The 22,539-nt window shown below is 72.6% G+C and carries 21 protein-coding genes and 3 pseudogenes; 14 read left to right on the top strand and 10 right to left on the bottom strand.

What is annotated here, in order from left to right:
* Nucleotides 1-124 precede the first annotated feature (124 nt).
* Nucleotides 125-1,245 (top strand): annotated as a pseudogene (locus ACSHWO_RS33385) (IS110 family transposase).
* Nucleotides 1,246-1,301: 56 nt separating this feature from the next.
* Nucleotides 1,302-1,490, top strand: coding sequence for a hypothetical protein (locus tag ACSHWO_RS33380; RefSeq protein WP_361102158.1), 189 nt, complete (start codon nucleotides 1,302-1,304; stop codon nucleotides 1,488-1,490).
* Here ACSHWO_RS33380 and ACSHWO_RS33375 read toward each other — a convergent pair.
* Nucleotides 1,459-2,385, bottom strand: a complete 927-nt coding sequence (locus ACSHWO_RS33375; protein WP_438318146.1) for a class I SAM-dependent methyltransferase — start codon at nucleotides 2,383-2,385, stop codon at nucleotides 1,459-1,461. The genes ACSHWO_RS33380 and ACSHWO_RS33375 overlap by 32 nt on opposite strands.
* Before the next feature lie 120 nt (nucleotides 2,386-2,505).
* Between ACSHWO_RS33375 and ACSHWO_RS33370 the strand changes: the two genes are divergently transcribed.
* The 3 genes and pseudogenes from ACSHWO_RS33370 to ACSHWO_RS33360 all read left to right on the top strand — a co-directional run.
* Nucleotides 2,506-3,090, top strand: coding sequence for a TetR/AcrR family transcriptional regulator (locus ACSHWO_RS33370; protein WP_438318143.1), 585 nt, complete (start codon nucleotides 2,506-2,508; stop codon nucleotides 3,088-3,090).
* Nucleotides 3,091-3,211: 121 nt separating this feature from the next.
* On the top strand, nucleotides 3,212-3,889 hold the full coding sequence (locus tag ACSHWO_RS33365; RefSeq protein WP_438318140.1) for an FAD-dependent oxidoreductase: 678 nt from the start codon (nucleotides 3,212-3,214) through the stop codon (nucleotides 3,887-3,889).
* Nucleotides 3,811-4,035 (top strand): annotated as a pseudogene (locus ACSHWO_RS33360) (FAD-dependent monooxygenase); the annotation flags it as partial. The gene ACSHWO_RS33365 and the pseudogene ACSHWO_RS33360, both read left to right, overlap by 79 nt.
* 240 nt (nucleotides 4,036-4,275) lie before the next feature.
* Here the strand turns inward: ACSHWO_RS33360 and helR are convergent.
* From helR to ACSHWO_RS33340, 4 genes are all read right to left on the bottom strand, one after another.
* Nucleotides 4,276-6,525 carry an RNA polymerase recycling motor ATPase HelR gene (gene helR / locus ACSHWO_RS33355; protein WP_438318137.1) on the bottom strand — a complete coding sequence of 750 codons (2,250 nt, stop codon included), beginning with the start codon at nucleotides 6,523-6,525 and terminating at the stop codon, nucleotides 4,276-4,278.
* Between the two features lie 324 nt (nucleotides 6,526-6,849).
* Entirely contained in the window at nucleotides 6,850-7,290 is a 441-nt protein-coding gene (locus ACSHWO_RS33350; RefSeq protein ID WP_438318134.1) for a transglycosylase SLT domain-containing protein, read from the bottom strand.
* A 333-nt stretch (nucleotides 7,291-7,623) separates the two neighbouring features.
* A complete protein-coding gene (locus ACSHWO_RS33345) occupies nucleotides 7,624-8,823 on the bottom strand; it encodes an enoyl-[acyl-carrier-protein] reductase FabV (RefSeq protein WP_438318131.1) in 1,200 nt (399 codons plus the stop codon).
* 190 nt (nucleotides 8,824-9,013) lie between these two features.
* The gene (locus ACSHWO_RS33340) at nucleotides 9,014-9,784 is read right to left on the bottom strand and encodes a MarR family transcriptional regulator (protein ID WP_438318128.1); all 771 of its coding nucleotides are present in this window, start codon (nucleotides 9,782-9,784) and stop codon (nucleotides 9,014-9,016) included.
* A gap of 264 nt (nucleotides 9,785-10,048) precedes the next feature.
* Here ACSHWO_RS33340 and ACSHWO_RS33335 point away from each other — a divergent pair, with 264 nt between their 5' ends.
* Complete coding sequence (locus ACSHWO_RS33335; RefSeq protein WP_438318125.1) at nucleotides 10,049-11,227, top strand: serine hydrolase domain-containing protein; 1,179 nt, start codon at nucleotides 10,049-10,051, stop codon at nucleotides 11,225-11,227.
* Between the two features lie 171 nt (nucleotides 11,228-11,398).
* A complete protein-coding gene (locus tag ACSHWO_RS33330) occupies nucleotides 11,399-12,928 on the top strand; it encodes a serine/threonine-protein kinase (RefSeq protein WP_438318122.1) in 1,530 nt (509 codons plus the stop codon).
* A gap of 56 nt (nucleotides 12,929-12,984) precedes the next feature.
* Here the strand turns inward: ACSHWO_RS33330 and ACSHWO_RS33325 are convergent, their stop codons facing one another.
* The 3 genes from ACSHWO_RS33325 to ACSHWO_RS33315 form a co-directional block, all read right to left on the bottom strand.
* Nucleotides 12,985-13,161, bottom strand: a complete 177-nt coding sequence (locus tag ACSHWO_RS33325; protein ID WP_438318119.1) for a hypothetical protein — start codon at nucleotides 13,159-13,161, stop codon at nucleotides 12,985-12,987.
* Nucleotides 13,162-13,216: 55 nt separating this feature from the next.
* Nucleotides 13,217-14,866 carry a serine/threonine-protein kinase gene (locus ACSHWO_RS33320; RefSeq protein ID WP_438318116.1) on the bottom strand — a complete coding sequence of 550 codons (1,650 nt, stop codon included), beginning with the start codon at nucleotides 14,864-14,866 and terminating at the stop codon, nucleotides 13,217-13,219.
* Nucleotides 14,867-14,966: 100 nt separating this feature from the next.
* On the bottom strand, nucleotides 14,967-15,704 hold the full coding sequence (locus tag ACSHWO_RS33315; RefSeq protein ID WP_438318113.1) for an SDR family oxidoreductase: 738 nt from the start codon (nucleotides 15,702-15,704) through the stop codon (nucleotides 14,967-14,969).
* Nucleotides 15,705-15,797: 93 nt separating this feature from the next.
* On the opposite strand from ACSHWO_RS33315, the gene ACSHWO_RS33310 reads away from it, so the two are divergent.
* The 4 genes from ACSHWO_RS33310 (at nucleotide 15,798) to ACSHWO_RS33295 (ending at nucleotide 19,082) form a co-directional block, all read left to right on the top strand.
* Nucleotides 15,798-16,637, top strand: a complete 840-nt coding sequence (locus ACSHWO_RS33310) for a LysR family transcriptional regulator (protein WP_438318110.1) — start codon at nucleotides 15,798-15,800, stop codon at nucleotides 16,635-16,637.
* A gap of 214 nt (nucleotides 16,638-16,851) precedes the next feature.
* Entirely contained in the window at nucleotides 16,852-17,076 is a 225-nt protein-coding gene (locus ACSHWO_RS33305) for a hypothetical protein (RefSeq protein WP_438318107.1), read from the top strand.
* A gap of 124 nt (nucleotides 17,077-17,200) precedes the next feature.
* On the top strand, nucleotides 17,201-18,256 hold the full coding sequence (locus ACSHWO_RS33300) for a hypothetical protein (RefSeq protein WP_438318105.1): 1,056 nt from the start codon (nucleotides 17,201-17,203) through the stop codon (nucleotides 18,254-18,256).
* 82 nt (nucleotides 18,257-18,338) lie between these two features.
* Nucleotides 18,339-19,082 carry a VOC family protein gene (locus ACSHWO_RS33295; RefSeq protein ID WP_385849622.1) on the top strand — a complete coding sequence of 248 codons (744 nt, stop codon included), beginning with the start codon at nucleotides 18,339-18,341 and terminating at the stop codon, nucleotides 19,080-19,082.
* Nucleotides 19,083-19,157: 75 nt separating this feature from the next.
* Here the strand turns inward: ACSHWO_RS33295 and ACSHWO_RS33290 are convergent, their stop codons facing one another.
* Nucleotides 19,158-19,745 carry a cysteine hydrolase family protein gene (locus ACSHWO_RS33290; RefSeq protein WP_385849623.1) on the bottom strand — a complete coding sequence of 196 codons (588 nt, stop codon included), beginning with the start codon at nucleotides 19,743-19,745 and terminating at the stop codon, nucleotides 19,158-19,160.
* Between the two features lie 74 nt (nucleotides 19,746-19,819).
* Here ACSHWO_RS33290 and ACSHWO_RS33285 point away from each other — a divergent pair, with 74 nt between their 5' ends.
* Together ACSHWO_RS33285 and ACSHWO_RS33280 are read left to right on the top strand one after the other, a co-directional pair.
* A complete protein-coding gene (locus ACSHWO_RS33285) occupies nucleotides 19,820-20,815 on the top strand; it encodes a GlxA family transcriptional regulator (RefSeq protein ID WP_438318101.1) in 996 nt (331 codons plus the stop codon).
* Nucleotides 20,816-20,957: 142 nt separating this feature from the next.
* Entirely contained in the window at nucleotides 20,958-21,989 is a 1,032-nt protein-coding gene (locus ACSHWO_RS33280; protein ID WP_361101855.1) for a magnesium and cobalt transport protein CorA, read from the top strand.
* Nucleotides 21,990-22,020: 31 nt separating this feature from the next.
* On the opposite strand, the gene ACSHWO_RS33275 is transcribed toward ACSHWO_RS33280, so the two are convergent.
* Nucleotides 22,021-22,266, bottom strand: coding sequence for an SDR family oxidoreductase (locus ACSHWO_RS33275; RefSeq protein WP_438319330.1), 246 nt, complete (start codon nucleotides 22,264-22,266; stop codon nucleotides 22,021-22,023).
* Nucleotides 22,267-22,278: 12 nt separating this feature from the next.
* On the opposite strand from ACSHWO_RS33275, the pseudogene ACSHWO_RS33270 reads away from it, so the two are divergent.
* Nucleotides 22,279-22,392, top strand: a pseudogene (locus ACSHWO_RS33270) (AraC family transcriptional regulator); the annotation flags it as partial.
* Nucleotides 22,393-22,539 lie beyond the last annotated feature (147 nt).

The raw sequence follows: 22,539 nt of genomic DNA, 5'->3' as shown, positions 1-22,539 counted from the left end.
GGAGGCCAGACCGCTGATGGGGTGGCGTGCCCGCCGGGCAGTGGGGCGTGAGCACTGGATCCATTAGGCCGCGTGCCGCGCCTTCCGCAGGCTGCATGGTGACGCACTTGACCAGGAGGAAGAGTTGCTGCTGATCGGCGATGACTGGGCCGAAGACCATCACGACGTCGAGATCCAGAACGAGACCGGCCGGAAGCTGGCCACCGCGAAGCTGCCAGAGGGGGTGGAGGGCATTGCGAAGCTGCACGAACTCGTCGCCCGGCACGGCGGCGAGGGTTTGGACGCGGCCGGTGTCGTGGTCGGGATCGAGACCGACCGCGGCTCGTGGGTGCAGGCCCTGATCGCCTCCGGCTACCAGGTCTATGCGGTCAACCCCCGGCAGGTCGCCCGGTTCAAGGAGCGCTACGGGACCTCCGGCGCCAAGAGCGACAAGGGCGACGCGCACGCGCTGGCCGACATGGTCCGCATCGACCGGGACCAGCTCCGCCCGGTGGCCGGGGACAGCGAGGCGGCCCAGGCCGTCAAGGTCGTCACTCGCGCACACCAGACCCTGATCTGGGAACGCACCCGCACCTTCCAGAGGCTGCGCACCGCCTTGCAGGAGTACTTTCCCGCCGCCTTGAACGCCTACGCGGACCTCACGCTGACCAGCACGGATGCCCTGGAGCTGCTGATCAAGGCCCCCACCCCGGCAGCCGGGGCGAAGCTGACCCGCGCCCAGATCGCCGCTGTCCTGGCCCGCGCCCGCCGACGCAACCGGGACGCGAAGGCGGCCGTGATCCAGACCGCGCTACGCGAACGGCAGCTCGGGCTGCCCGAGTCGGTCACAGCCGCCTACGCGGCCACCGCCACCGCTCACGCCAGACTCCTGATCGCCCTCAACGAGCAGATAGCCGAGTTGGAGACGACCCCACCCGATACGCCTCCGCGAAGGCCCGCAAGAACTACGCCGGCACCAGCCCGATCACCCGTGCCTCCGGCAGGAGCCACACCGTCCAGGCCCGCTACGTCCGCAACAACCGGCTCGCCGACGCGTTGCAGACGCAGGCGTTCTCCGCCCTGCGGGCCTCACCCGGCGCCCGCCGTTACTACGACAAGCAGCGAGCACGCGAGATCGGCTACAACCCAGCCCTCCGGCAGGTAGGCAACCGACTCGTCGGCATCCTCCACGGATGCCTCAAGACCCGCACCCACTACGACGAAGCGACCGCCTGGTCGCACCACGCGCAACCCCATGCCGCTTGACCTCAAACGTCATGGGGTGTCTGACCCGTCCCCGACCGACGACAGAAGGACTTCTGGTGGAAACACTGCTCTACGCCGCCGAACTCGTGGAGGAGGACGGCGCCTACAGGCTCGTCGTCCAGGACGTGGTGCGGGACACGGTCCAGGTGATCCCGGTTCCCAGATCCGCGGTGGACAAACTCCCGACCTTCCTGACGGCGCTCAACTCCAAGCTCAACCCTGCAGCGGCGCGCCCCCGCTGGTAGGGCGCCGGGCACCCGACGGGGCCGGCGCCGTCCGACCGCCACCGCACGGCGCCGGCGCCGTCGCGGTGAGCAGCCAGCCGGTGCTCCGCAGTCGCAGGACGCCGTCGGACGCGTGGCGGCGCAGCAGGTCGGTCAAGCGGGCCCTGGCACGGTCGCCGAGGTCGGGGCCGGCTTGTGCGACGAGGTGTCGGCCGGGGCCGGAGTCCAGCAGGAACCCCGCCGCGTCAGCCGCGTCGCGTCCCCAGGTCCCGTACGCCGTGACGTGCGTGGCGCGGACGTCACGCAGCCCTGCGGCGCTCAGCAGTGCGGCGGCCGCGTCGGGCGCGGAGAGGGAGAACATCCCGGGTCCGCCGGGCTTGCCGAAGCCTTGCAGCGGGAGGAGGTCGGCGAGGGCGGTCAGCGCGGTCAGCCACTCGTTGCCTTCGGGCTCGGCGGCGCAGAGCAGGGCCACCCGGCCACCGGGGCGCAGCGCCGTGGCGATGTTCGCGAACGCCGCTGCGGGGTCGGCGAAGAACATGATGCCGAAGCGGCTGATGGCGAGGTCGTAGGCGCCGCGGTCGAGGGGGTGGACCTGGGCGTCGCCGAGTTCGAAGCGAACGTTGGCGAGGCCTTCGCCGTCGGCGCTCGCCCGGGCTCGTTCCAGCATGGGACCGGAGAGGTCGAGGCCGACGGCCTCACCGCCGGGTGCGGCTGCACGGGCGGCCTGCCGGGTCGTGGATCCCGCACCGCAACCGATGTCGAGGACGCGTTCGCCGGGGGCGATGGCCGCGGCCTCGAACAGGGGCCGGTCGAAGCCGGCGTTGACGGCGTCCCAGCGGTTCTGGTGGGCGGCCCAGTGGGCGCCCTCGTAGCCGTTCCAGGCCTGGGCCTGGCTGGAGTTCGCGATGGCGTGCACGAATGGGACCTCCTTGCGGACGGGCGTACGCGGTCGGGCACCCGCCCCTAAAATGGGCATGCGCCCAAACAGTATGGGCGTTCGCCCATACCTGCAATCCCTTTCTTTCCGGAGGACTTGGTGTCACCTCGTGGAGTGGCCATCCCCGATCTGCGCGCGCGGCTCTTCGACGCCGCCGAGCGCGTGCTCGCCCGGGACGGGGCGTCGGCCCTGACCAGCCGGGCGATCACGGCCGAGGCGGACTGCGGGAAGGGGGTGCTGCACGCCCACTTCGCGGGGCTCGACGAGTTCGTGGCGGAGCTGGTGCTGGACCGCTTCAGCCGCTCCGCCACACTGGCGGCGTCGCTGCCGGCGAAGGCCGGCTGCGACGCGGTGGCCGACAACCTGATGGAGCTGGCCGCGGCGGTCCTGTCCCTGGATCCGGGGGTCGTCGGTCTGGCGGTGACCCGGCCGGCCGCGGCACAGCGGGTACGCGAGGCCTGGGCCGCAGGCGCTCCCGGCTTCGACACGATCCAAACCTCCGTACAGACCTACCTCGATGCCGAGCAGGCGATCGGGCGCGTGGGTCCGGGCATGGACACGGGCTCGGCCGCACTCGCCCTCGTGGGCACGCTGCACCACCTCCTGATGACGAGCAGCCCCGACTCCCCCGCACCGCAGGACCGGGTCGAGCGACTGGTGCGCGCCCTGACCGGCCGACCCTGAGCGAGGTCCCACGGGCGGCTGGATCCTCGGCGGCGCGGGCTGGTTCCCCCGGCGCTCCTCCAAGCGCTCCCTCGAAACCCCCACGAAGCCGGCCCCCGAACGGGCACCGCCGATCAGCGGCTTGCCTTCCCCGGCCGCGGCCAGGGGTCCGGGCACGGGAGTCGACACGGACGCGGTGGTGGTCGGGGCGGGGCCGGTCGGGCTGAGCGCGGCGCTGCTGCTCGCCCGGGCGGGGCTCGGCGTGGTGGTGCTGGAACGGCGGCCCGGGCCGGTCACCCAGTCCCGGGCGACCGACCTGCACGCGCGGACCTTTAGGCGCTGGCCCCGAGCGGGCTGGCCGATGCGCTGGACCCGCTGGGCCGACGAGGACGCCGCCGGCGTCACGGTCCGCTCGGACGCCCTCGAACCTCTGCGCGCCCGCCGGGTGGTGGCGGCCGACGGCGCGTCGAGCACACTGCGGGCCTGGCCGGTACGGCGTTCCCCGGCCGGACCTAGCCGGCACCTGGCACCTCGCCGATCTGCGGGTCGGGGACCCCTCGATGGATCCGGGCCGCGTGCACATGACCGGCGGACCGCGCGGTCTGCTGGTGGTGCTGCCGATGCACCTCGACGGCTGGGCGCGGGTGGTGCTGCACCTGCCGCCGGTGCCGCGCAGGAAGGTGCGGACCGTCCGGCTGGCTCGCCGCGGAGGCGGCCGCCGGGCGATGGACGGCCACCGTCCGCGAATGCCGCTGGACGAGTACGTCCCGCACCCACCGGCGTCTGGCCGCACACCACGGGAGCAGCCGGGTGCTGCTGATCGGCGACGCCGCCCACGTGTGCAGCCCGATCGGCGGACAGGGGCTCAACCTGGGGCTACGGGACGCCGTCTCGCTCGCCGCCGTACTGCCGGGGGCGGCCCCCGGCGCTGCCCCGGCGGACGGCGCGCTCGCGGCGTGGCGGCGCGCCCGTCGCGCCGACGCCCTGGGCGTGCTGGCCCGCACCGATCTCGCCACCCGCACCTGGACCGTTCCGTTCGGCCCCGGCGCGGGCCGTACGGGACACGGCTCTGCGCGGCGTCCTCGGCACTCCGGCCGGCCGCCGCCTCCTCGCGGAGGCGGTCGCCGGCCCCCGCCCACCTGCCCGGCACCACTGATCGTCGTAGTGGCCGCAGCCGTAGCGGTCGCCGACGGTCGACGGCGGCCGTCACCGCGGCAGGGAGGAGTCCTGGAGGACGACGAGTTGCCGGGTCGCCCGCGTCATCGCGACGTACCGGTCGACCGCACCCTCGATCCCGTCACCGAACGACTCCGGGTCGACGAGGACCACCAGGTCGAACTCCAGGCCCTTCGACAGCTCGGGGGTCAGCGACCGGACGCGGTCCGTGGCCGGGAACGTCGGGTCGCCGATGACGCACACGGTCCCCTCCGCATGCTCGGCGAGCCACGCGTCGAGGACGGGGCCGAGGTCCGACACGCGGCCGTGGACGACGGGGACTCCTCCGACGCGGATGGAGGTCGGCACGTTGGCGTCCGGGAGGGCGGCCCGGATCACCGGCTCGGCCTCCGCCATGATCTCCTCCGGCGTCCGGTAGTTGACGGTCAGGGGGGCGAGGCTGATCCGGTCGAGCCCGACCCGCTGCAACCGTTCCTGCCACGACTCCGTGAACCCGTGCCGGGCCTGGGCGCGGTCACCGACGATGGTGAAGCTCCGGGAGGGGCAGCGCTGGAGCAGCATCTGCCATTCGGCGTCGGTCAGTTCCTGCGCCTCGTCGACGACGACGTGCGCGAACGGGCCGGCGAGGAGATCGGGGTCGGCAGTGGACAGCTCGGCCTCGTCGACCAGGCTGACCTGCGCGTCCTGGCCGCGCAGCATGGTCACCAGGCCTTCGCCCTCGTCACCGTCGGCGCCGGAGTCGGACGCGGCCGCGATCAGGTTGTCGACGACCTGGGCCATCTGCTCGCGCTGGGCGGCGAGCGCGGCCTCGTTCCGGCGCCTGCGTCGGGCCGCCTCCGGGTCGCCGAGGCGCTGTCGTGCCGCGTCCAGGAACGGCAGGTCGGACAGCGTCCAGGCCTGGGGCTCGGCGCGCTGCAGCTTCTCCACCTCGTCGGGGCCGAGCCAGGGGGCGCACATCCGCAGGTAGGCGGGCACCGACCACAGATCGCCGACGAGGTCGGCCGCTTCGAGCAGCGGCCAGGCGCGGTGGAAGGCCGTGACCAGCTCCCGGTTCCGCGCCAGCGACCTGCGCAGCAGATCGCGCGGGACGCCGCCGCCGTCCGCGTACCCGTCGCCCTCGTCCTCGGCCTCGTCCTCGGCCTCGTCCTCGTCCTCGTGCTCCTCCTCGTGCTTGTCCATGAGGAGCGTGACCAGTTCCTCCCAGACCTGTTCGCGCGCCTCGTTGTGCGGGGTGCCGGGTTCGGCCGCTGCGAACGCCGTGGCCCAGTCGTCAGCGCTCAGCCAGATGTCGGACCACGGGGTCGTGACCGTCATCCCTTCTGCGGGCGGTTCCTCGTAGAACCTGACGGCTTTCTCGATCGCCCCCACCAGGTCCGCCGAGGACTTCAGGCGGGCCGTCTCCGGGTCGGCCTCGGCCTCGGCCGTGGCCCCCTCGGCGACGAGGTCGCGCAGGATGCAGGTCTGCACGCCGTCCTCTCCGAGGCTCGGGAGGACGTCGGACACGTACGACAGGTAGGGCCGGTGCGGACCGACGAACAGCACGCCGCCGCGCCGGTGACCGAGGCGGGGATCGGAGTGGAGGAGGTAGGCGGAGCGGTGCAGCGCGACGACGGTCTTGCCCGTTCCCGGGCCGCCGTCGACGACGAGGGCTCCGCGGGAGCCCGCACGGATGATGGCGTCCTGGTCGGCCTGGATGGTGCCGAGCACGTCCCGCATCCGGGGTGACCTGTTGCTGCCCAGGCTGGCGATGAACGCGGACTGGTCGTCGAGCGCGGCGTGCCCGGCGAACCCCTCCGGGGTGAACACCTCGTCCCAGTAGTCACTGATGCGGCCGCGCGTCCAGCGGTACCTGCGGCGGCTCGCCAACCCCATCGGGTCGGCGTGCGTGGCGCCGAAGAACGGCTCGGCCGCCGGGGAACGCCAGTCGACGATCAGCCGGCGGCCCGTGCCGTCCGTGAGGCCGAGCCGTCCGACGTACACGGGCTCGGGGTCGTCCGCGCACACCATGTGCCCGAGGCACAGGTCCAGGCCGAAGCGGCGCAGCGTGCGCAGGCGGGCGGTCAGCCGGTGGATCTCCGCGTCGCGGTCCATCGCCTGCTGCCCCAGGCCGCCGGGGGCCCGGCGTGCGGCGTCGAGACGGTCGGAGACTTCGGCGATGGACTGCTGGAGGCACTCCGCGAGGGCGGCGAAGTGCTGCTCGTCCTCGGCGGTCAGCGCCGGGTCGGCCTTGGCCGAGAGATGGCCGGGAAGGTCGAACACGCTCGTGGTCAGAGGGGTCATGTCAGCGGCTCCATCCGCGAGGTCTCCCGCGGAGTCCGGCGCCACGGACAAAGCGCACGCACTCCACGAATCCCTCGTTTCCTGCAAGTTCCGGTTGAGGAGAGCGATTTTGGAGTACCAGGGGGGCCTTGCCGCAAGACCCCCCGTGCGCTATAAGTTGAGAGTGGCAAGAGGTGGGTTCTCCTTCTTCCCCTCTCTTTCTCTTTCTCTTTCCCGCCGCCCGTGCCGATGGGCCAGGTGGCTGCATACGCGAAAACGCTCGGCCGGGGGTTTCCGGCCGAGCGTTTTCGTGTGTCCGTCCTGTGGTCCTTGTCCGCTGGTGGCTCAGTACCAGTGGTTGGCCTGCCAGAAGTTCCAGGCCTGGACCGGGGAGCCGTAGCGGGAGTTCATGTAGTCCAGACCCCACTTGATCTGCGTGGCCGGGTTGGTCTTCCAGTCGGCACCGGCGGAGGCCATCTTCGACGCCGGCAGGGCCTGGACCAGACCGTACGCACCCGACGACGCGTTCGTGGCCTGGTAGTTCCAGCCGCTCTCATGGGAGACGATCTTGTCGAAGGCCGCGAACTGCGCCGGGTCCTTGATCATCTGCTGCGCGATCGCCTTGGCGCTCGTCGGGGCCGCCTGGGCGGGAACCGTGGCGAGCATGGAACCGGCGACACCCAGGGCGACGACGGAACCCGCGAAGGTCTTCTTGGAAGCGGCGATGCGGCGGATGACAGAGGACACGAGCTGGCCTTCCGAAGGGGACGAGGACGATCGCGGCATGCCGAGGACATGCGTGAGCCACTCACGCCAAGGAGAGGGGTTCGTCAGCGGCCGGTGACTACCCGGGCCGCCCTGCGACGCATCCAGTTCTACCCACGCCCCCACCCCCTGACAACGCCCCCTCCTACTACGAGCCCTCGCAGACACACGCGGACGACCCGAGCACACCCCGCCCGAGGCCCCGCCCCACCGCGCCACGCGGCCTTCGCACCTACTACCCCCGCTCGTATGTGACATGGGCCCTATGGGCCGAGTCACCCCGAGACCACCCGAATCTCACCGAATGTCACGGCTTGTGGCTGTTTGAGGATCCGGCGAGCCGCCGTCCTCGCTCTACCGCGCCGGCCACGGCACGTCGGCTTCGACGGGCTGGTCATAGGCCGTGCCGTCGACGCCCCAGCCGTACAGCTCCCGGACCTGGCTCATGAACCAGTCGGCCCCGGGTCGGGCTGCTTCGAGGCCTCGCTCGGGGTCGGCCCAGAGCGTGCGGACGCGGTCCTGGACGTGGTCGTCGAGCTCCCAGCCGTCGAGCCGGATGCGGCCCGCCCCGTCCAGGACGAGCGGGGCACGCCCTTCCAGCTGGTCCCACAGGTCCGCGGCCTGCTCGGCGGTGGTGCGGAAGCCGTCCTCACCGAGGACGGTGCGCAGGAAGGCGGTGTACAGGGCGATGGAGGGGATGGCGCCGGAAGCCTGGGTGACCGCGGCGCCGGCCACGACCGTGAAGGCGCGGCCCTCCTTCTCCTTCAAGGGAGCGGAGGCGCTCAGGTCGCGGGCGGTCCGCTCCAGGTGCTCCTTGGCGGCGCCGATGGTGCCCTGCCGGTACACCGGCGCGGTCACCTCCGATCCGACGTAGGTCAGGGCCACGGTCGTGAACCGCTCGGCGAGGAGCCCGCGGTCGGCCAGGGCACTTACCCAGAGCTGCCAGTCGTCGCCGCCCATCACCGCGACCGTCGCCCGTGTCTCCTCGGCGGTGCCGGGTTCCATCCGGGACCGGGAGACCTGCGGGTCGGTGCCGGAGAAGTCCAGCGCGGGTGCCTCGTAGGCGGCGCCGAGCGGTTTGATCACGGAGTGGTGGACGGTGCCGGTCGCCGGGTCCGTGCGGCGGGGCGCGGCGAGGCTGTAGACGAGGTAGTCGACCGGACCGTAGTGCTCCTCGACCAGGTCGGCGACCTCGGTCTTCGCATCGGTGGAGAAGGCGTCGGCGTTCACGAACCGGATGTCGTGCCCGCCGTCCGCCGCGAGCCGGGCGGCGGCTGCGGTGCGGTACCAGCCGGCGGTCGCGGTGCGCCGTCCGGTGTCGGGGGCCTCGAAGGCGACGCCGATGCCGCGGATGCCGTGCTGGCGCAGACCGGTCAGGAGCGTGGCGAGACCGTAGCCGGCCGAGTGCCCGAGGATCAGCGCCACCGGGCGGCGTCCGTCGGTGCGGGCCGGGATGGCGTCCCACATGCGGCGGACGGTGTGTGCGGCGCCTTCGGGGTGGGAGTTGACGATGAGGAATCCGCGCTGCTTGGGCTCGATCTGGCGAAGGCTCACAAGGGGTCCGTTCCGTCTGGTGCGAGTCACCGGGATCGTATCCACGGGTTTGTCGGCCGGTCATGACAGAGCGTCACGCAGCAAACGCCCCGGTCCTTGTGGTCCTCGACCTTGACATCGCGTCCTTGATCATCGGCTGGAGCGGTCTCTGCGCTCACGCCCCCGCCCGTTACGCGCGCGCCCGACGTCCTCAACCCCGGATGCCGCGTGCTTGGTCCGTGACGAGCGGAGCTGCGCTTTCGGACTTGCGCGTGTAGGCCTGCTGCCATTCGTCGGCCGCCTGGACCATGGCCCGGCCGACGTGCTCGAAGAAGTCGCCGATGTCCTGCAGGCGCGTTCCGGCGGGGGTGGTCGCGCCGAGAATCCGGGCGGCCTGCCGGGTGAAATCCGCCAGCATGGTGTTCTGGCGGGCGCTGGCCATCCAGCCGCGGAACCAGGCGTCGGCATCGATGACGTACCGGTCGCGCCTGCGGCGGGGGTCGCGTTCACGCCTGATGAGTTCCTGCCGTTCGAGTTCTCCTACGGCCTTGGACACGGAGGCGGGGCTGACCCGAAGGCGCTGGGCGAGCTCTGCTGCGGTCAGACTGCCGTCGTCGGTCACGTACAGGCAGGTCAGCACGCGGGCCGTCATCCGCGGTAGACCCGTGTCGACCATCATCGTGGTGAACTGCTCCTCCAACTGCTGAACGGCCGCGGGATCGCGCCCGTGGGCGGCAGTGACAGCGGTCGACGGAGAAGGGTCCGGAGGCGCGGCCGGTCCACGGCGGCGCGCCCGCCTTCGGGTCGCCTGCTGCGCCGCGTCGGCCCGGTATCCGTCGGGGCCACCGTTGCGGGCCACCTCTCTGGTGACGGTGGAGATGGGTCGGTCCAGGCGGCCTGCGATCTCCGTGTAGCTGCCCCCTTCGGACAGCCCCTCCGCGATGATGCGCCGGTCCTCGTGGGTCAACCTGCCTCCGGGCATCGGCTTCGCCTCCTCGTCCGCGTCACGGCTTCCCCGTGGGGGCAGTATTGCGTTCGGCGCCTAGCCATTGCAAGACATCCACCAGCCTTGCTTTCACCTTCAAGGTCATTGCAAGAAACAAAGCACGTCTTACCTGCAAGTTCGAGATTTCAAGAGGTAGATCGATTGACGAATCAGTGAATGCAACTTAGCGTTTACTCAACCGCGAACGAGTGGAGTCATCTGCCCACCCCGGGCGGCGACCCTCTGAAGGGACGTAACGACATGAAAAGCTCCTTCTCCGCCAAGGCCGGGCCGCTCATCGCCGCGATGACGCTGGCCTGCGGCGCCCTGTCCGCCCCTGCCGCGGCCGCTCCGTCTCGTCCCGACCGTGCCGCGGTGCAGCGGGCCCTGGACGACGCCGTGGCCAAGGGCGGTGCCCCGGGCATCGTCGCCGAGGTCAGCGACGGGCCCGGCGGGTGGTTCGGCTCTGCGGGCGCATCCGACACCGCGACCGGGCAGAAGCGCCGGCAGTCGGAGCAGTTCCGGATCGGGAGCGCCACCAAGGCGTTCACCGCCGCCGTGGTCCTGCGGCTGGTGGCCGAGGGCAGGCTGGGCCTGGACGACACGGTGGAACAGTGGCTCCCCGGCCTGGTCGCGGGCAGCGGCTACGACGGCCGCGAGATCACCCTGCGGCAACTGCTCAACCACACCAGCGGTGTCTTCAACTACGGCAACGACGCGGAGTTCTTCAAGAAGGGGGTCGGCGCGGAGTGGTTCCGCAACCGTTACGCCACCTACACCCCCGAGCAGCTGGTCAGGATCGGCCTGGCCCATCCGCCGCTCTTCGCCCCCGGCGAGGCCTTCCTCTACTCCAACACCAACTACGTCCTGGCTGCGATGATCGTCGAGAAGGCCACGGGGCGGGACTTCGGCGCGGAGCTCGACCGCCTGGTCCTGCGGCCGCTGAAGCTGGACCGGACCTACCTGCCGGGCACCGGGCCGACGCTCCGCGGGCCGCACCCCCGCCACTACTCCACCCTCTTCTCCTCCGACACACAGCCTGCGATCCACGATGCGACCGAGATGAACCAGTCCTTCGCCTGGGCCGCCGGCGGCATCGTGTCGACCACCGGCGACCTGCAGCGGTTCTTCGGCGCGCTGCTCGGCGGACGCCTGCTGCCCGCGGAGCAGCAGCGGGAGATGTTCACCACCGTCGAGACCCGAGGCCCCGTGCCGTGGATCCCCGACACGCGCTACGGCCTGGGCGTGTTCTCCCAGACGCTGCCGTGCGGCGCCACGGTCTGGGGCAATGCGGGCGCCACGTACGGCTCATGGACGTACACCATGGGATCCCGCGACGGCAAGCACCTGCTCACCAGCCAGGTCAACGGCGACTGGAGCGGCCTCGGCGTCTTCAACGGCCTGCTCACCGCCGAGTTCTGCCCGACCGGGTCCCGGTAGGTGGGCGCGGCGGCTCCGGTCAGACCGCCGCCGACCCCGATCCCGGAGACGGTTCGCCTCCGTTCTGTCTCGTTTCGCGGATTTCTCGCCATCGCGTCGAACCGGAGGGCCTGACCGCACGTGTGGTGCGTGGCGGCAAGCCCGAAGGAAGACGAACGGAGAAGCGCCCTGATGTACGACGAGGAGACCGCGCCGGAGCAACCGGCCGGTGGGCGGCTGGTCGCAGGCCGCTACCGTCTGCTGTCCCGCCTCGGCGAGGGCGGTATGGGAACCGTGTGGTGCGCCCGCGACGAGGTGCTGCAACGGGACGTCGCCGTCAAGGAGGTGCGCGCCCCGGCCGGTCTGCGCACCGGCGACGTCACGCGGCTGTACAGCCGGCTGGAGCGGGAGGCGTGGGCGGCGGCCCGGATAGCCGACCGGAACGTCGTGACGATCCACGACGTGGTCATGGACGGCGACCGGCCCTGGATCGTGATGGAGCTGATCCGCGGACGGTCGCTGGCCGAGGTGCTGAGGACCGAGGGGGCTCTCACCCCGCAGCACGCCGCGCACATCGGCGCCGAGGTACTGACCGCGCTCCGGGCCGCCCACGCCGTCGGGGTCGAGCACCGGGACGTGAAGCCCGCCAACGTGCTGATCTCCGACGACGGGCGGGTGGTGCTCAGTGACTTCGGCATCGCCGTGGTCGAGGGCAGTACGGCCCTGACCATGGCTGGCGAAGTGATCGGGTCCCCCGAGTACCTGCCCCCGGAGCGGGCGTTGGGCGGGACCTCGGGCCCCGAGTCGGACCTGTGGTCCCTGGGCGTGCTGCTGTACGCGACCGTCGAGGGCGTGTCCCCGTTCCGGCAGGACACGGCGCTGAGCACACTGCGCTCCGTCGTCGAATCGGATCCTCCGTCCCCGCGCCGTGCCGGCCCCCTCTCCCCCGTCATCGAAGGCCTGCTCCGCAAGGAGCCGGCCGAGCGGACCCCGGCCCGGTCCGTCGCCGAGGCCTTGCGGACGATCGTGCAGGGCGGCGGCGCGTGGTCCGCGGATTCCGCGGCGGAGCGGGATCCGCAGCCGGGGACAGGACCGGCACCGGAGCCGGGGGCGGAGCCGGAGACCGTCGATGCGCCGGTGGTCGCGCCCCTCGAAGCCCCGGCCGCAGGAGCGCCCGCCGCCACGCCCGCCGCATCCCACGCGGCCTCCCCTGTCCCGTCACCCGGCGCCCCTCGACGCAGGCGACGGGGGCGGGCCGCGATGGTGGCCGGCGGGGCCGCCGTCCTCCTGGTCGGGTCCGCCCTGGGCTACGTACTCGTCCAAGGCGAGGCAGGTGCCGGCGCGAGCGCCGGCCAGGTCCCCGTCGGGGCGAGTTCGCCCGACGCGTCGGCCGTACGGGTGGCGGTCTCGGGCTCCAACACGGCCTATGCGGGCGCCTGCTCACCGCCGGCCGACCGGGCTCCCACGTTCACGGCGACGTTCACCGCCTCGCAGCCCGCCCGGATCTCCTACCGCTGGGTGTCCGAGGACGGCTCGGTGGTCGATCCGCACTGGCGCGTCATGACGCTCGGGGGAACCGCAGCCGCCACGGGACAGGACACGGTGCGCCTGACCACGTACTCGAAATCCGGGACGCTGGACAGCAGGATCGGCGTGGAGATCCGTGATCCCGTCCACACCGCCTCCAACCAGGTGCCCTTCTCGGTGACCTGCCGCAACTGAGGTCGATGCAGCCGCCGTGGGCCTCCAGGACCCGGACCGTCTCGGCGAGGACCTGCTCACGCAGGTCGGGGGCCGACTTCCAGCGCGGCGCGTCCGCCCAGTGCCGCGTACGCCAGCACCTCCGCGACCAGGGCGTCCGCATATCCCGGACGGGCTGCGTCGTAGAGTTCGGCGACCTCCCCGAACACCTGACCACGTGCCATGTCGACCTGGTCCTGCGTGGCCGTGCGCATCCCTCGTTTCCTCGATCGGTGAGCGGTGAGCGGTCACCCCGGTGCTGCGACCGGGTCAGCGGCGGCGGGTCAGGGCTGCGGGGGCGCCCGCGGACTGGGCGCCCTCCGACTCCAGGGTCAACCGGTCCGGATCCGCCATGGTGAGCACGTAGAGATTGCCGCGGGGACAGTCGAAGGTCGCCGCCCGGTCCGTGGGATGACTGGTCACGGCGGCGAAGACCGCGGTGTCGCGGCCGACCTGCCGCAGTTCGAGGGCTTCCGTGCATCCCAGGTCGCGCCCGCTGGAGGTCTCCTGGACCTCGCTGACCTGCCGGCCCACCACCTCGCCCACGACCCCGGGTTTGAGGGTGACCGTGACGGTGAACTCCCCCGTCCGCGCACGGAGGACGCCGTCCGCGTCCGGGGTGCCGGGGCCGACGCCGGACCACGTACCCGCCCAGGACGCGGGCAGTGCCTGCGCCGACGGCGGGGGCGAGGTCGAGGCCGCCGACGGGGACGGGGCCGGGCTGTCCGAAGGGGACGCCGTCTCGGCTCCGTCACCGTTCCAGGAGAACCGGACCGGGAGGACGGCGGCAGCGGCGGCCAGTACGGCCGCGCCGGCCGCCGCGCCGAGCAGCAGGGACCGCCCCGGCGGTCTGCGCCACGCACGTGCGCTCCGGCGTCCGGCAGCGGCCGAGGTGGCCGGGACGGCTGGACCGGCCGGGACGGCCGGCGGGGCGCTCGGAGGGGGCGGGGCGGCCGGAGTGGGGTCGGGCCCCGCAGGGGCGGGGCCGGGGGGCCGGGGGGTGGTGAGGAGGAGCCGGAGTTCGGCTTCCCTGCGGGCGACCTCGCCCGGGAGGGCCGGTGGCACCGCCGCGCTCCACTCCGGCCCTGCGGCGGCGTCGACCCGTGACCGTACCTCCTCGGCGGTCGGACGCAGGCCCGGGTCCTTGACCAGGCACTCCCCCACCAGGGGCAGGATCGCCTCCGGTACGCCGTCGAGCACGGGCTCGCCGTGGACGATCCGGTACAGGAGGGCAGGGAGGTCCAGCTCCTCACCCGCCGCCAGGAACGGGCTGCGGCCGGTGGCGGCGTACACGAGGACCGCGGCGAGGGAGAACACGTCCGCCGGCGCCCCGGCGACATGGCCGGTCGCCTGCTCCGGCGCCAGGAATCCGGGCGTGCCGATCACCGCGCCCGTCCGGGTGCGGCGCGGGTCCTGCACCGCACGGGCGATGCCGAAGTCGATGAGGACGGGCCGCTCCCGGCCGAGCAGTACGTTCCCCGGTTTGATGTCGCGGTGGACCACCCCCGCCGCCCGCACGGCGACCAGCGCGGCCGACAGCTCCCGGGCCAGGCATTCCACTGCGGGTGCGGTCAGAGGCCCGTGCGCGCGCACCCAGTCCCCCAGCGACGGCGCGGCGACGTACTCGGTCGCCAGCCACTGCGGTGCCGTACCCGGGGGGCTGAAGTCCACCACCGAGACCGTCCAGGCGCAGCGGACACGGTCGTTGGCGCGTATCTCCCCGGCGAACCGTTCGGCGAAGTCAGGCTGGAGGCTGAGCTCGCGGTGCACGGTCTTCAGGGCCAACGGCCGGCCGGAGACCGTACGGGCCAGGAACACCTCGCCCATGCCTCCCTCGCCGAGCCGGGCCAGCAGGCGGTAGCCGCCGATCTCCGCCGGGTCGCCCGGCCGCAGTGACTCCACGAACTCCCCCGTCCCCATGGCCGTTCCGGCCCTTCGGTGAACGGGCCGTCCGGTGGGTCACCCTAAGGGACCGGTCGACGGGCCGAGGGGCCGGAGCGGCCGCGGGCAGGGGGTCGGCTCACCAGGGCACGACCCCGCTGTCGTCGAACATGCGGCCGGTCGGCCCGTCGTCCGGCAGGGTCGCGAGCCGGATGGCGATCGCCGCGCCCTGGTCGGGGGTCCGCGTCCCGCTGAATCCGTTGAGGTCGGTCGCGACGTACCCGGGGCAGGCGTTGTTGATCAGGATGTCGGTGCCGCTCAGCTCCTTGGCGTACTGGATGGTGACGGCGTTGAGGTAGGTCTTCGTGGGTGCGTAGGCCCCGCTGATCCCCCCGAGGTCGACGCCGGGCGTGGTCTGCAGCGTCAGGGAGCCGACGTGGCTGGACTGGTTGACGATCCGTGGGTGCGCCGAGCGGCGCAGCAGCGGCAGCATCGCGTTGGTGACCCTGATGACGCCGATGACGTTGGTCTCCAGTAGCCGCCGCACTGTGTCGGGGTCGACGGTCGTGGGTTGCTCCGGCCATCCGCCGGCGATGCCGGCGTTGTTGACCAGGACGTCGAGCCGTCCTGCCCGCTCCTCGAACAGTCGGACCGCGGCGGCCACGCTCCCGGCGTCGGTCACGTCCAGCGGTACGCCGAACGCGTCGGCGCCGGCCGCGCGCAAGCTCGCCACGGCGTCCTCGCGACGCTGCTCGTCCCGGGCGCCCACGCCGACGCTCCAGCCCCGCGCACCCAGCCCGGCCGCGATCTCGTAACCGATTCCCTTGTTCGCGCCCGTGACCAGCGCGATCGTCTTTTCCGTCATGGATGCGAGCATGCCCGCGCACCGGCCGGGCACCAACACCCTCCCGGTAGTGCAGCAATACCCGGACGGTATCGATCAGGCGGCTGCCGTCCTTAGCCTTGGCCCATGGAAACACGCGAACTGCGGTACTTCGTCGCCGTCGCCGAGGAACTGCACTTCGGCAGGGCCGCCCAGCGCCTCGGGATCGCCCAGCCGCCCCTGTCGCGCACGATCAGCCAGCTCGAACGGCGCCTCGGGACCACACTGCTGGAGCGCACGAGCCGTCGGGTCGCGCTCACCGAGGCCGGAGCCGTGCTCCTGGCCGAAGCGCGCGCGATCCTCAGCGCGGTGACCGCAGCCGAACGGCGTACCCGGCGGGCCGCGACGGCGCGACCCGGGCTCGTCCTCGCCGTCAAGGCCGGGACCGGCGGCGAGCTGCTGACGAGGCTGCTCGACGCCTACGCCGCGGAACCCGGTGCGGCCACCGTCGACCTGCTGCTCTGTGAGGCGCACCGGCACCGGCAACTGCTGCAGGACGGGCAGGCCGACGTGGCCCTGCTGCACCTGCCCTTCGACTCGACGAACGGGCTCGACACCGAAACCCTGTACACCGAGGGGCAGGTCGCGATCCTGCCGGCGTCGCACCCGCTCGCCGGCCGCTCGCGGGTCCGGATGGCCGACGTCACCACGCTGCCCGCGCTCCCACCGGCCCGTTGGCCCGGTCCGGACGGCAGCTACCCGGAAGGACGGGGCGCGGAGGTGCGGAACCTGACGCAGCTGTTCCAGCTGATCGCGCTCGGCCGTACCACCGTGGTCATTCCCGAGTCGGCCGGTGCCGACCTGCGGCGGGACCTCGTCGCCGTGCCGGTCCTCGATGCGCCGCCCGTGACGACGGTGATCGCCTGGCCGCCGCACAGCCGGCTCCGGCCGGTCGCGGACCTGATCCGGGTGGCGACCAGCATGTGACGTCGCAGGCGCCGCCGTCTTCGCGGCTCGCGCCCAAGTGGCCGCGCGGGAAGCGCTTCCGGGTGGTCATCCGTACGGAATCCCGTGCAGCGGGAGTGTCGTCGTCCCGCCCCGCGCACCCGGGCCGATCATGTCGCTGGATCGAAGCACCGGAGCACCTGCGGACGGAGCGTCATGCCAGGTTCGATCACATGACTACGCGGTGAGGCCGGAAATGGACGAGAAGAAGCCGAAGAAACTCAACGATCCGGAATCACTCTCCGACGAGGAGATGATGAAGCTGATCAATGAGATCCTCGACAGCATCCCACCCGAGCAGGCCGAGGCCTACCTCCTCGCCATTGCCAGTGGGGAACCGACCGCCCGGGACCTTCCGGTCGACCTGACCCCCGCCCAGGCGCACGACCTCCTCCTCTTCCTCCACCGGGGCGGCGGCTGACCCCGCCCGGCGCCCACGTGCACGGTCGGCGATGTCCGCCCGGCCCGCCCGCCAGGCCGGGCCGGGCCGGACAGCCGCGGAAACGGTTGGCGGAGCGGGCGCGGCGCTTGCGATCATGCCCTGCATGAAGACGACGGGGGACGAACGGATCGACGTGGTGCCGCTGGGCGCGACGACGGCACGGGGCACGGTCGAGGCGGTCTCAGGCGGACGGCTGCTGGTGCGGACGCCCGGGCTGGTGGAGGTCCACGACCGCGAGGACTTCCTCGCCGGCAGGGCCGGAAGTCCGTCCGCGGCCCTGCGGACGCATGAGCAGGAGAGGGCGGTTCCCACGCCCGACGGCGGATTCGTGGTGGCCGGACGGGGATCGGTGCGGGCGCTGCGCTGCGACGGCAGCCCCCTCTGGGAGCTCGCCCACGACCCGTGGCACGGCGCCGACCGGGCGCCCGGCGCCCCGGCCGTCAGCCCTGACGGGCGGCTGGTGAGCGTCGTCGTGCCGAAGCTGGAGTCCGACGGCAAGAAGGCGGCTCTGGTGTACGACCTGGAGCCGGGCCGCAACTACACCCTGGACGACCTGCTGCTCCTGGACGCGGCGACCGGCGAGGTGCTCGGCCGGCAGCAGATCCGTTCGCTGGCGTCGGCGGCGTTGCAGTCCTGGCGTCCGGACGGCGGCGCCCTGGTGGTGTCCTGCTGGACCGCCTGGCAGAGCTGGTCGACCTGGTGGGCCGAGCCCTGCGCCGGCGGTCTCCGGATCCTGGGCGGCACGTGGATGCACGCGCTGACGGGATTCCTCCCGGGCTCGCGGGTGCTGACCCAGCGGTACGCCGAGCACCTGTTCCCCGCCGACGACCGCGACGAACTGGCGGCGCACGACATCGGCTCCGGGGAGCAGGTGGCGCTACTGGACCTGGCGGAGCTGGCCGTCGAACCGGAGGACGACGAGTTCTCCTCCGCCGAGATCCTGGACGAGCGCCACGTGCTGGTTCCGGGCCGCGTGCACCCGGCGGGTGGGGCGCCGCAGACGCGGCACTGGCTGCTGGACGCGGCCACGCTGCGTCCGCTCGGCCGGCTGGGCTACCCGGTGCCGGTGGGCGCGGACGTCACCCCGCTGGGAGACGGCACGTGGCTCACGCGCGACGGCGACCGGCTGCACCACTGGGCGCTCCCGGACGTCCGCTGAGGCCGAAGGCGGAACGGGAGAGCTCGCTCGCGCACCCGTGCGGACTCACGACGGCACGGAACGGCTCCATAAGATCATCGGCATGACGCTGCGACCCGCTCAGGTGAACATGAAGGCCCTCGACGACTCGGCGGTGGGCCGGTTCTGGGCGGAGGCGCTCGGGTGGAACCTCTTCAGACCCGGCGCCACCCTCTACGTGGGACCCGTCGGCGACTTCGTCTGGCCGGACCCGGTCACCCTCGGCATCAACGTCATTCCCGTCCCGGAACCCAAGACGGCGACGAAGAACCGCGTGCACCTCGATCTCGCCACCACCTCTGCTGCCCATCAGGCGGAGTTGGTCGCGCGCCTCCGGGCACTCGGCGCGACGCCGGCCTGCGCGGGCCGGGGCGAAGTGCCGTGGACGGTCCTCGCCGACCCCGAGGGCAACGAGTTCTGCGTGCTGGAACCCCGGAAGGTCCACCGCGACACCGGGCCCCTCGCCGCCGTGGTCGTCGACTGCGCCGATCCGCGGGCCATGGCCCGGTTCTGGAACGGGGCGACGGACTGGACCCTGCACGAGGTGACCGACGAGCGCGCCGTGCTGCGCTCCGCCGCGGGAGTGGGCCCGTACCTGGAGTTCCTGCGCACCCCCGACGTGAAGACCGTGCCGGACCGCATCCATCTCGACCTGCTGCCGTACCCCGGTGACGACCCGGCAGCGGAGGTGGCCCGGCTACGGGCCCTCGGCGCCACCGACCTCGACGTCGGCCAGGGCGACGTCCCGTGGACCTGCATGGCCGACCCGGAGGGCCACGAGTTCTGCGTCCTCGCCCCGTCGGCATGACGTCGGCCCCGTGAACCGCCCCGGCCGTGTGGGCCGGGGCGGGGGCTGTGGCGCCGTGGCCCTCGGTCCGGGTGGTCAGGGTGCGACGGCTGCCACCAGCTCGCCGGTCGTCACCACCCGGGCGAAGCCGCCGCCGTGCAGTGAGACGGCGGTCGCGCGGGCCAGTTCGTCGGCCGTGAGGTGCCAGCCGTTCGGGCCCGTCAGGTCGAAGGTGTGGGTGGCGTCGAGGGCGACCAGCACGTCGTAGCCGAGGTTGCCGCCCATGCGGGCGGTGGTCTCCACGCACATGTTCGTCTGGATGCCGACCAGCACGACCTGGGTGATGCCCGCCGCCCTGAACCAGTCGTCGAGGTCGGGGGCGCCGTAGAACGCCGAGTTCACGGATTTGGTCACGAGCAGCTCCGGGCCGTGCCCCTTGCCGCGCCTGTCTTCGACGTACTCCTTGAAGTCGTTCCCCTCGTGCCCGGTCCGCAGCGGCGAGCCGGGCGTGTTCGAGTCGTGCCGTACGAAGACGACCGGCCGGCCCGTGTCCTGCCAGGCCTCGATCAGCGAGGCGATGTTCCCGTCGGCGGCCGGGTTGTTGCGCGGTCCCCAGAACTCCGACTCGTCGAAGCCCTTCTGCACGTCCACCACGACCAGCGCCGCGTTCTGTGTGATCTCCATGCCCACGATCCTGCCGTCCCCGCCGGCCGGCACACAGCAGGCGGAAAGACAGCGATCGATGGTTTACTGCCAGCATGACCCGACCGGCACCGGCCGCCCACCGCATCGCCCTCCTCGCCTTCCCCGGCATCCGGGCCTTCGACGTCTCGGTGATCACGGAGGTGTGGGGCGCCGACCGCACCGACCGCGGGGTACCCGCGTTCGAGTTGCGCCGGGTGGCCGCGGGCCCCGAACCGGTACCGATGCGCGGCGGGCTCGCCCTCACCCCGGACCGCACCCTCGACTGGCTGCCCCGCGCCGAGCTGATCCTGGTCCCGGGCCTGGACGACCACCTCACCCCGGCGCCCGAACCGGTCCTCGCGGCGCTGCGCCGCGCCCACGCCCGCGGCACCACCATCGCCGCCCTGTGCGGGGGTGCGTTCACGCTCGCCCAGGCCGGGCTGCTCGACGACCGCCGAGCACTGACCCACTGGGCCCTGGCCGATGTGCTGCGTGCCCGGCACCCCCGGGTGCGGGTCGAGCCGGACGCCCTGTTCGTCGAGGACGGCAACCTGTGGACCTCCGCCGGAACCGCCGCCGGCATCGACCTGTGCCTGCACCTGGTGCGCGCCGCGCACGGCGCGGAGGCCGCCGCGACCATCGCCCGGTCCATGGTGACGGCGCCGTTCCGGTCCGGCAGCCAGGCCCAGTTCATCGAACACCCCACCGCGCACGCCCACCGCGACGTGGACGCACTGGCCGAGGTACGCGCCTTCGCCCTGACGCACCTCCACGAACCGCTCACCGTCTCCTCGCTCGCCGCCCGCGCCGGGATGTCGCCGCGCTCGTTCGCCCGGCACTTCACGGCGGCCACGGGGACCACCCCGCTGCGCTGGCTCGTGGACCACCGCATCGCGGCGGCGCAGAAGCTCCTCGAACGCACCGACCTGCCCATGCCGGAAGTGGCCCGCCGGTCCGGTTTCGGCAGCGAGGTCACCATGCGCCAGCACTTCGCGTCCCGCCTGGCCACCAGCCCGCGCGCCTACCGCGCCTCCTTCGCCGAACGGCCGCTCCCCGCACCGGAGCGTTGAGTCCGGGGTGCAGGCCCGATCTCGGCGTGGCACCGCTCTGCCGCTGGCGCCCGGCCGCGGGATCCTGGAGACACAGGACCTCACCCGGCCCGCACCAGCCCCGGCCCCGGCCGGCCCCGCTGTCGACACGGAAGGGGACGCCATGATCGTTGACTGTGCCCACTACCGCGACGGGCAGCGCCAGCAGGAGGGGCCGATGCCGCTGGAGCGGGCGGCCGCGTGCTGCACGCAGGGCGGATTCGTCTGGCTCGGCATGTTCGAACCCGGTCCCGAAGAGATGGACAAGGTGCGCGAGAGCTTCGGCCTGCACGAGCTGGCCGTCGAGGACGCCCGCACGTTCCACCTGCGGCCGAAGGCCGAGCAGTACGAGGACGGCACCGAGCTGATCATCCTCCGCACCGCGCGCTACGACGACGAGCGGGAGGAGATCGACACCGGGGAGATCAGCGTCTTCCTCTCCGAACGCTTCGTGATCACGGTCCGCCAGGGCATCGCCAGCGAGCTGCACGGAGCCCGCAGCCGGCTCGAACGGCGCCCCGAGCTGCTGCGCACCGGCAGCGCCTCGACGCTCTGGGCCATCCTCGACCAGGTCGTCGACAGCTACGCCCCGGTCGTCGGCGAACTCGACCGCGACATCGAGCAGATCGAGGCCACTGTCTTCTCCGGGTCGGTCGCCCCGACCGAGCGGATCTACTTCCTGCGCCGCGAGGCCACCGACTTCTACCGCGCCGTGCACCCGCTGCTCGCGGTGCTCGCCCGTCTGCTCAAGCCCGGCAGCGCACCGGCCGAGCTGCTGCCGTACTTCCACAACGTGCACGACCACCTGCTGCTGGTGAACGAGGAGGTGGCCGCCCAGCGCGACCTGCTGGCCACCGTTCTGGAGGCCAACATCGCGGTGATCTCCGTCGAGCAGAACAAGATCAACCTGCGGCAGAGCGCCACGATGGAGCGGCTCACGATCATCGCGACCGTCTTCCTCCCGCTGTCGTTCGTGGTCGGGTTCTTCGGACAGAACTTCCCCTGGCTCGTCGCGCACATCAGGGGTTTCCCTGCGTTCCTGGTCCTCATGGTCCTGGGGCTGGTGCTGCCCTGCCTGGCCCTCTTCCTCTGGCTCCGCCACCGCCGGCGCCCCGGTGCCCCACCACCGCCCCTCCCCCACGAGGGTCGGCGGTAGCGGCGTTCGCGTACCGGGACGGGGCCCCGCGCTACAGCCGGTAGCCGCCCGACTCCTCGATGTTCTGGGCGGTGATCCAGCGGCTCTCGTCACCGCCCAGGGTGGCGATCATCGCGCCGATGTCGTCGGGTTCGCCGACCCGGCCGAAGGCGGTGCGGGCGGCGAGTTGCGGGATGACCTCGGGGAAACGGGTGAAGGCGTCGTCGGAGAGCCGGCTGCGGGTGGCGCCGGGCCAGACCGCGTTGACCCGGATTCCGGCGTCACCGGGGTCGCCCACCGGGTCGGGTGACACCCGTCGCAGTTCAGCCGCGAGTACCGCCGCCAGTTCGGTGCGCCTCCCAGCGAGGACGCCCCACACCTGCGCCGTGCGACGACCGGCGGAGCCGCAGCCACCGCGCCCTGACGTCCGCTTCCGCCGAACGGACCGCCGGCAGCGCCGCCCGTCGCCGAGGGCGGGGCGGAGGCGTTCGGGGGCACCGGCGTGGCCCGCTTGACCCGCCGGTCCGGGGGCCGCAGAGTCGGGACGCGGCGCCAAGGCGGGCGCCGGACC

The organism is Streptomyces pallidus (ex Mingjun et al. 2026), assembly GCF_051550185.1.
In the GTDB taxonomy this organism is placed as follows: domain Bacteria; phylum Actinomycetota; class Actinomycetes; order Streptomycetales; family Streptomycetaceae; genus Streptomyces.
Note: the sequence above shows the minus strand (reverse complement) of the source record. Positions and strands in the feature narration are given on the sequence as shown.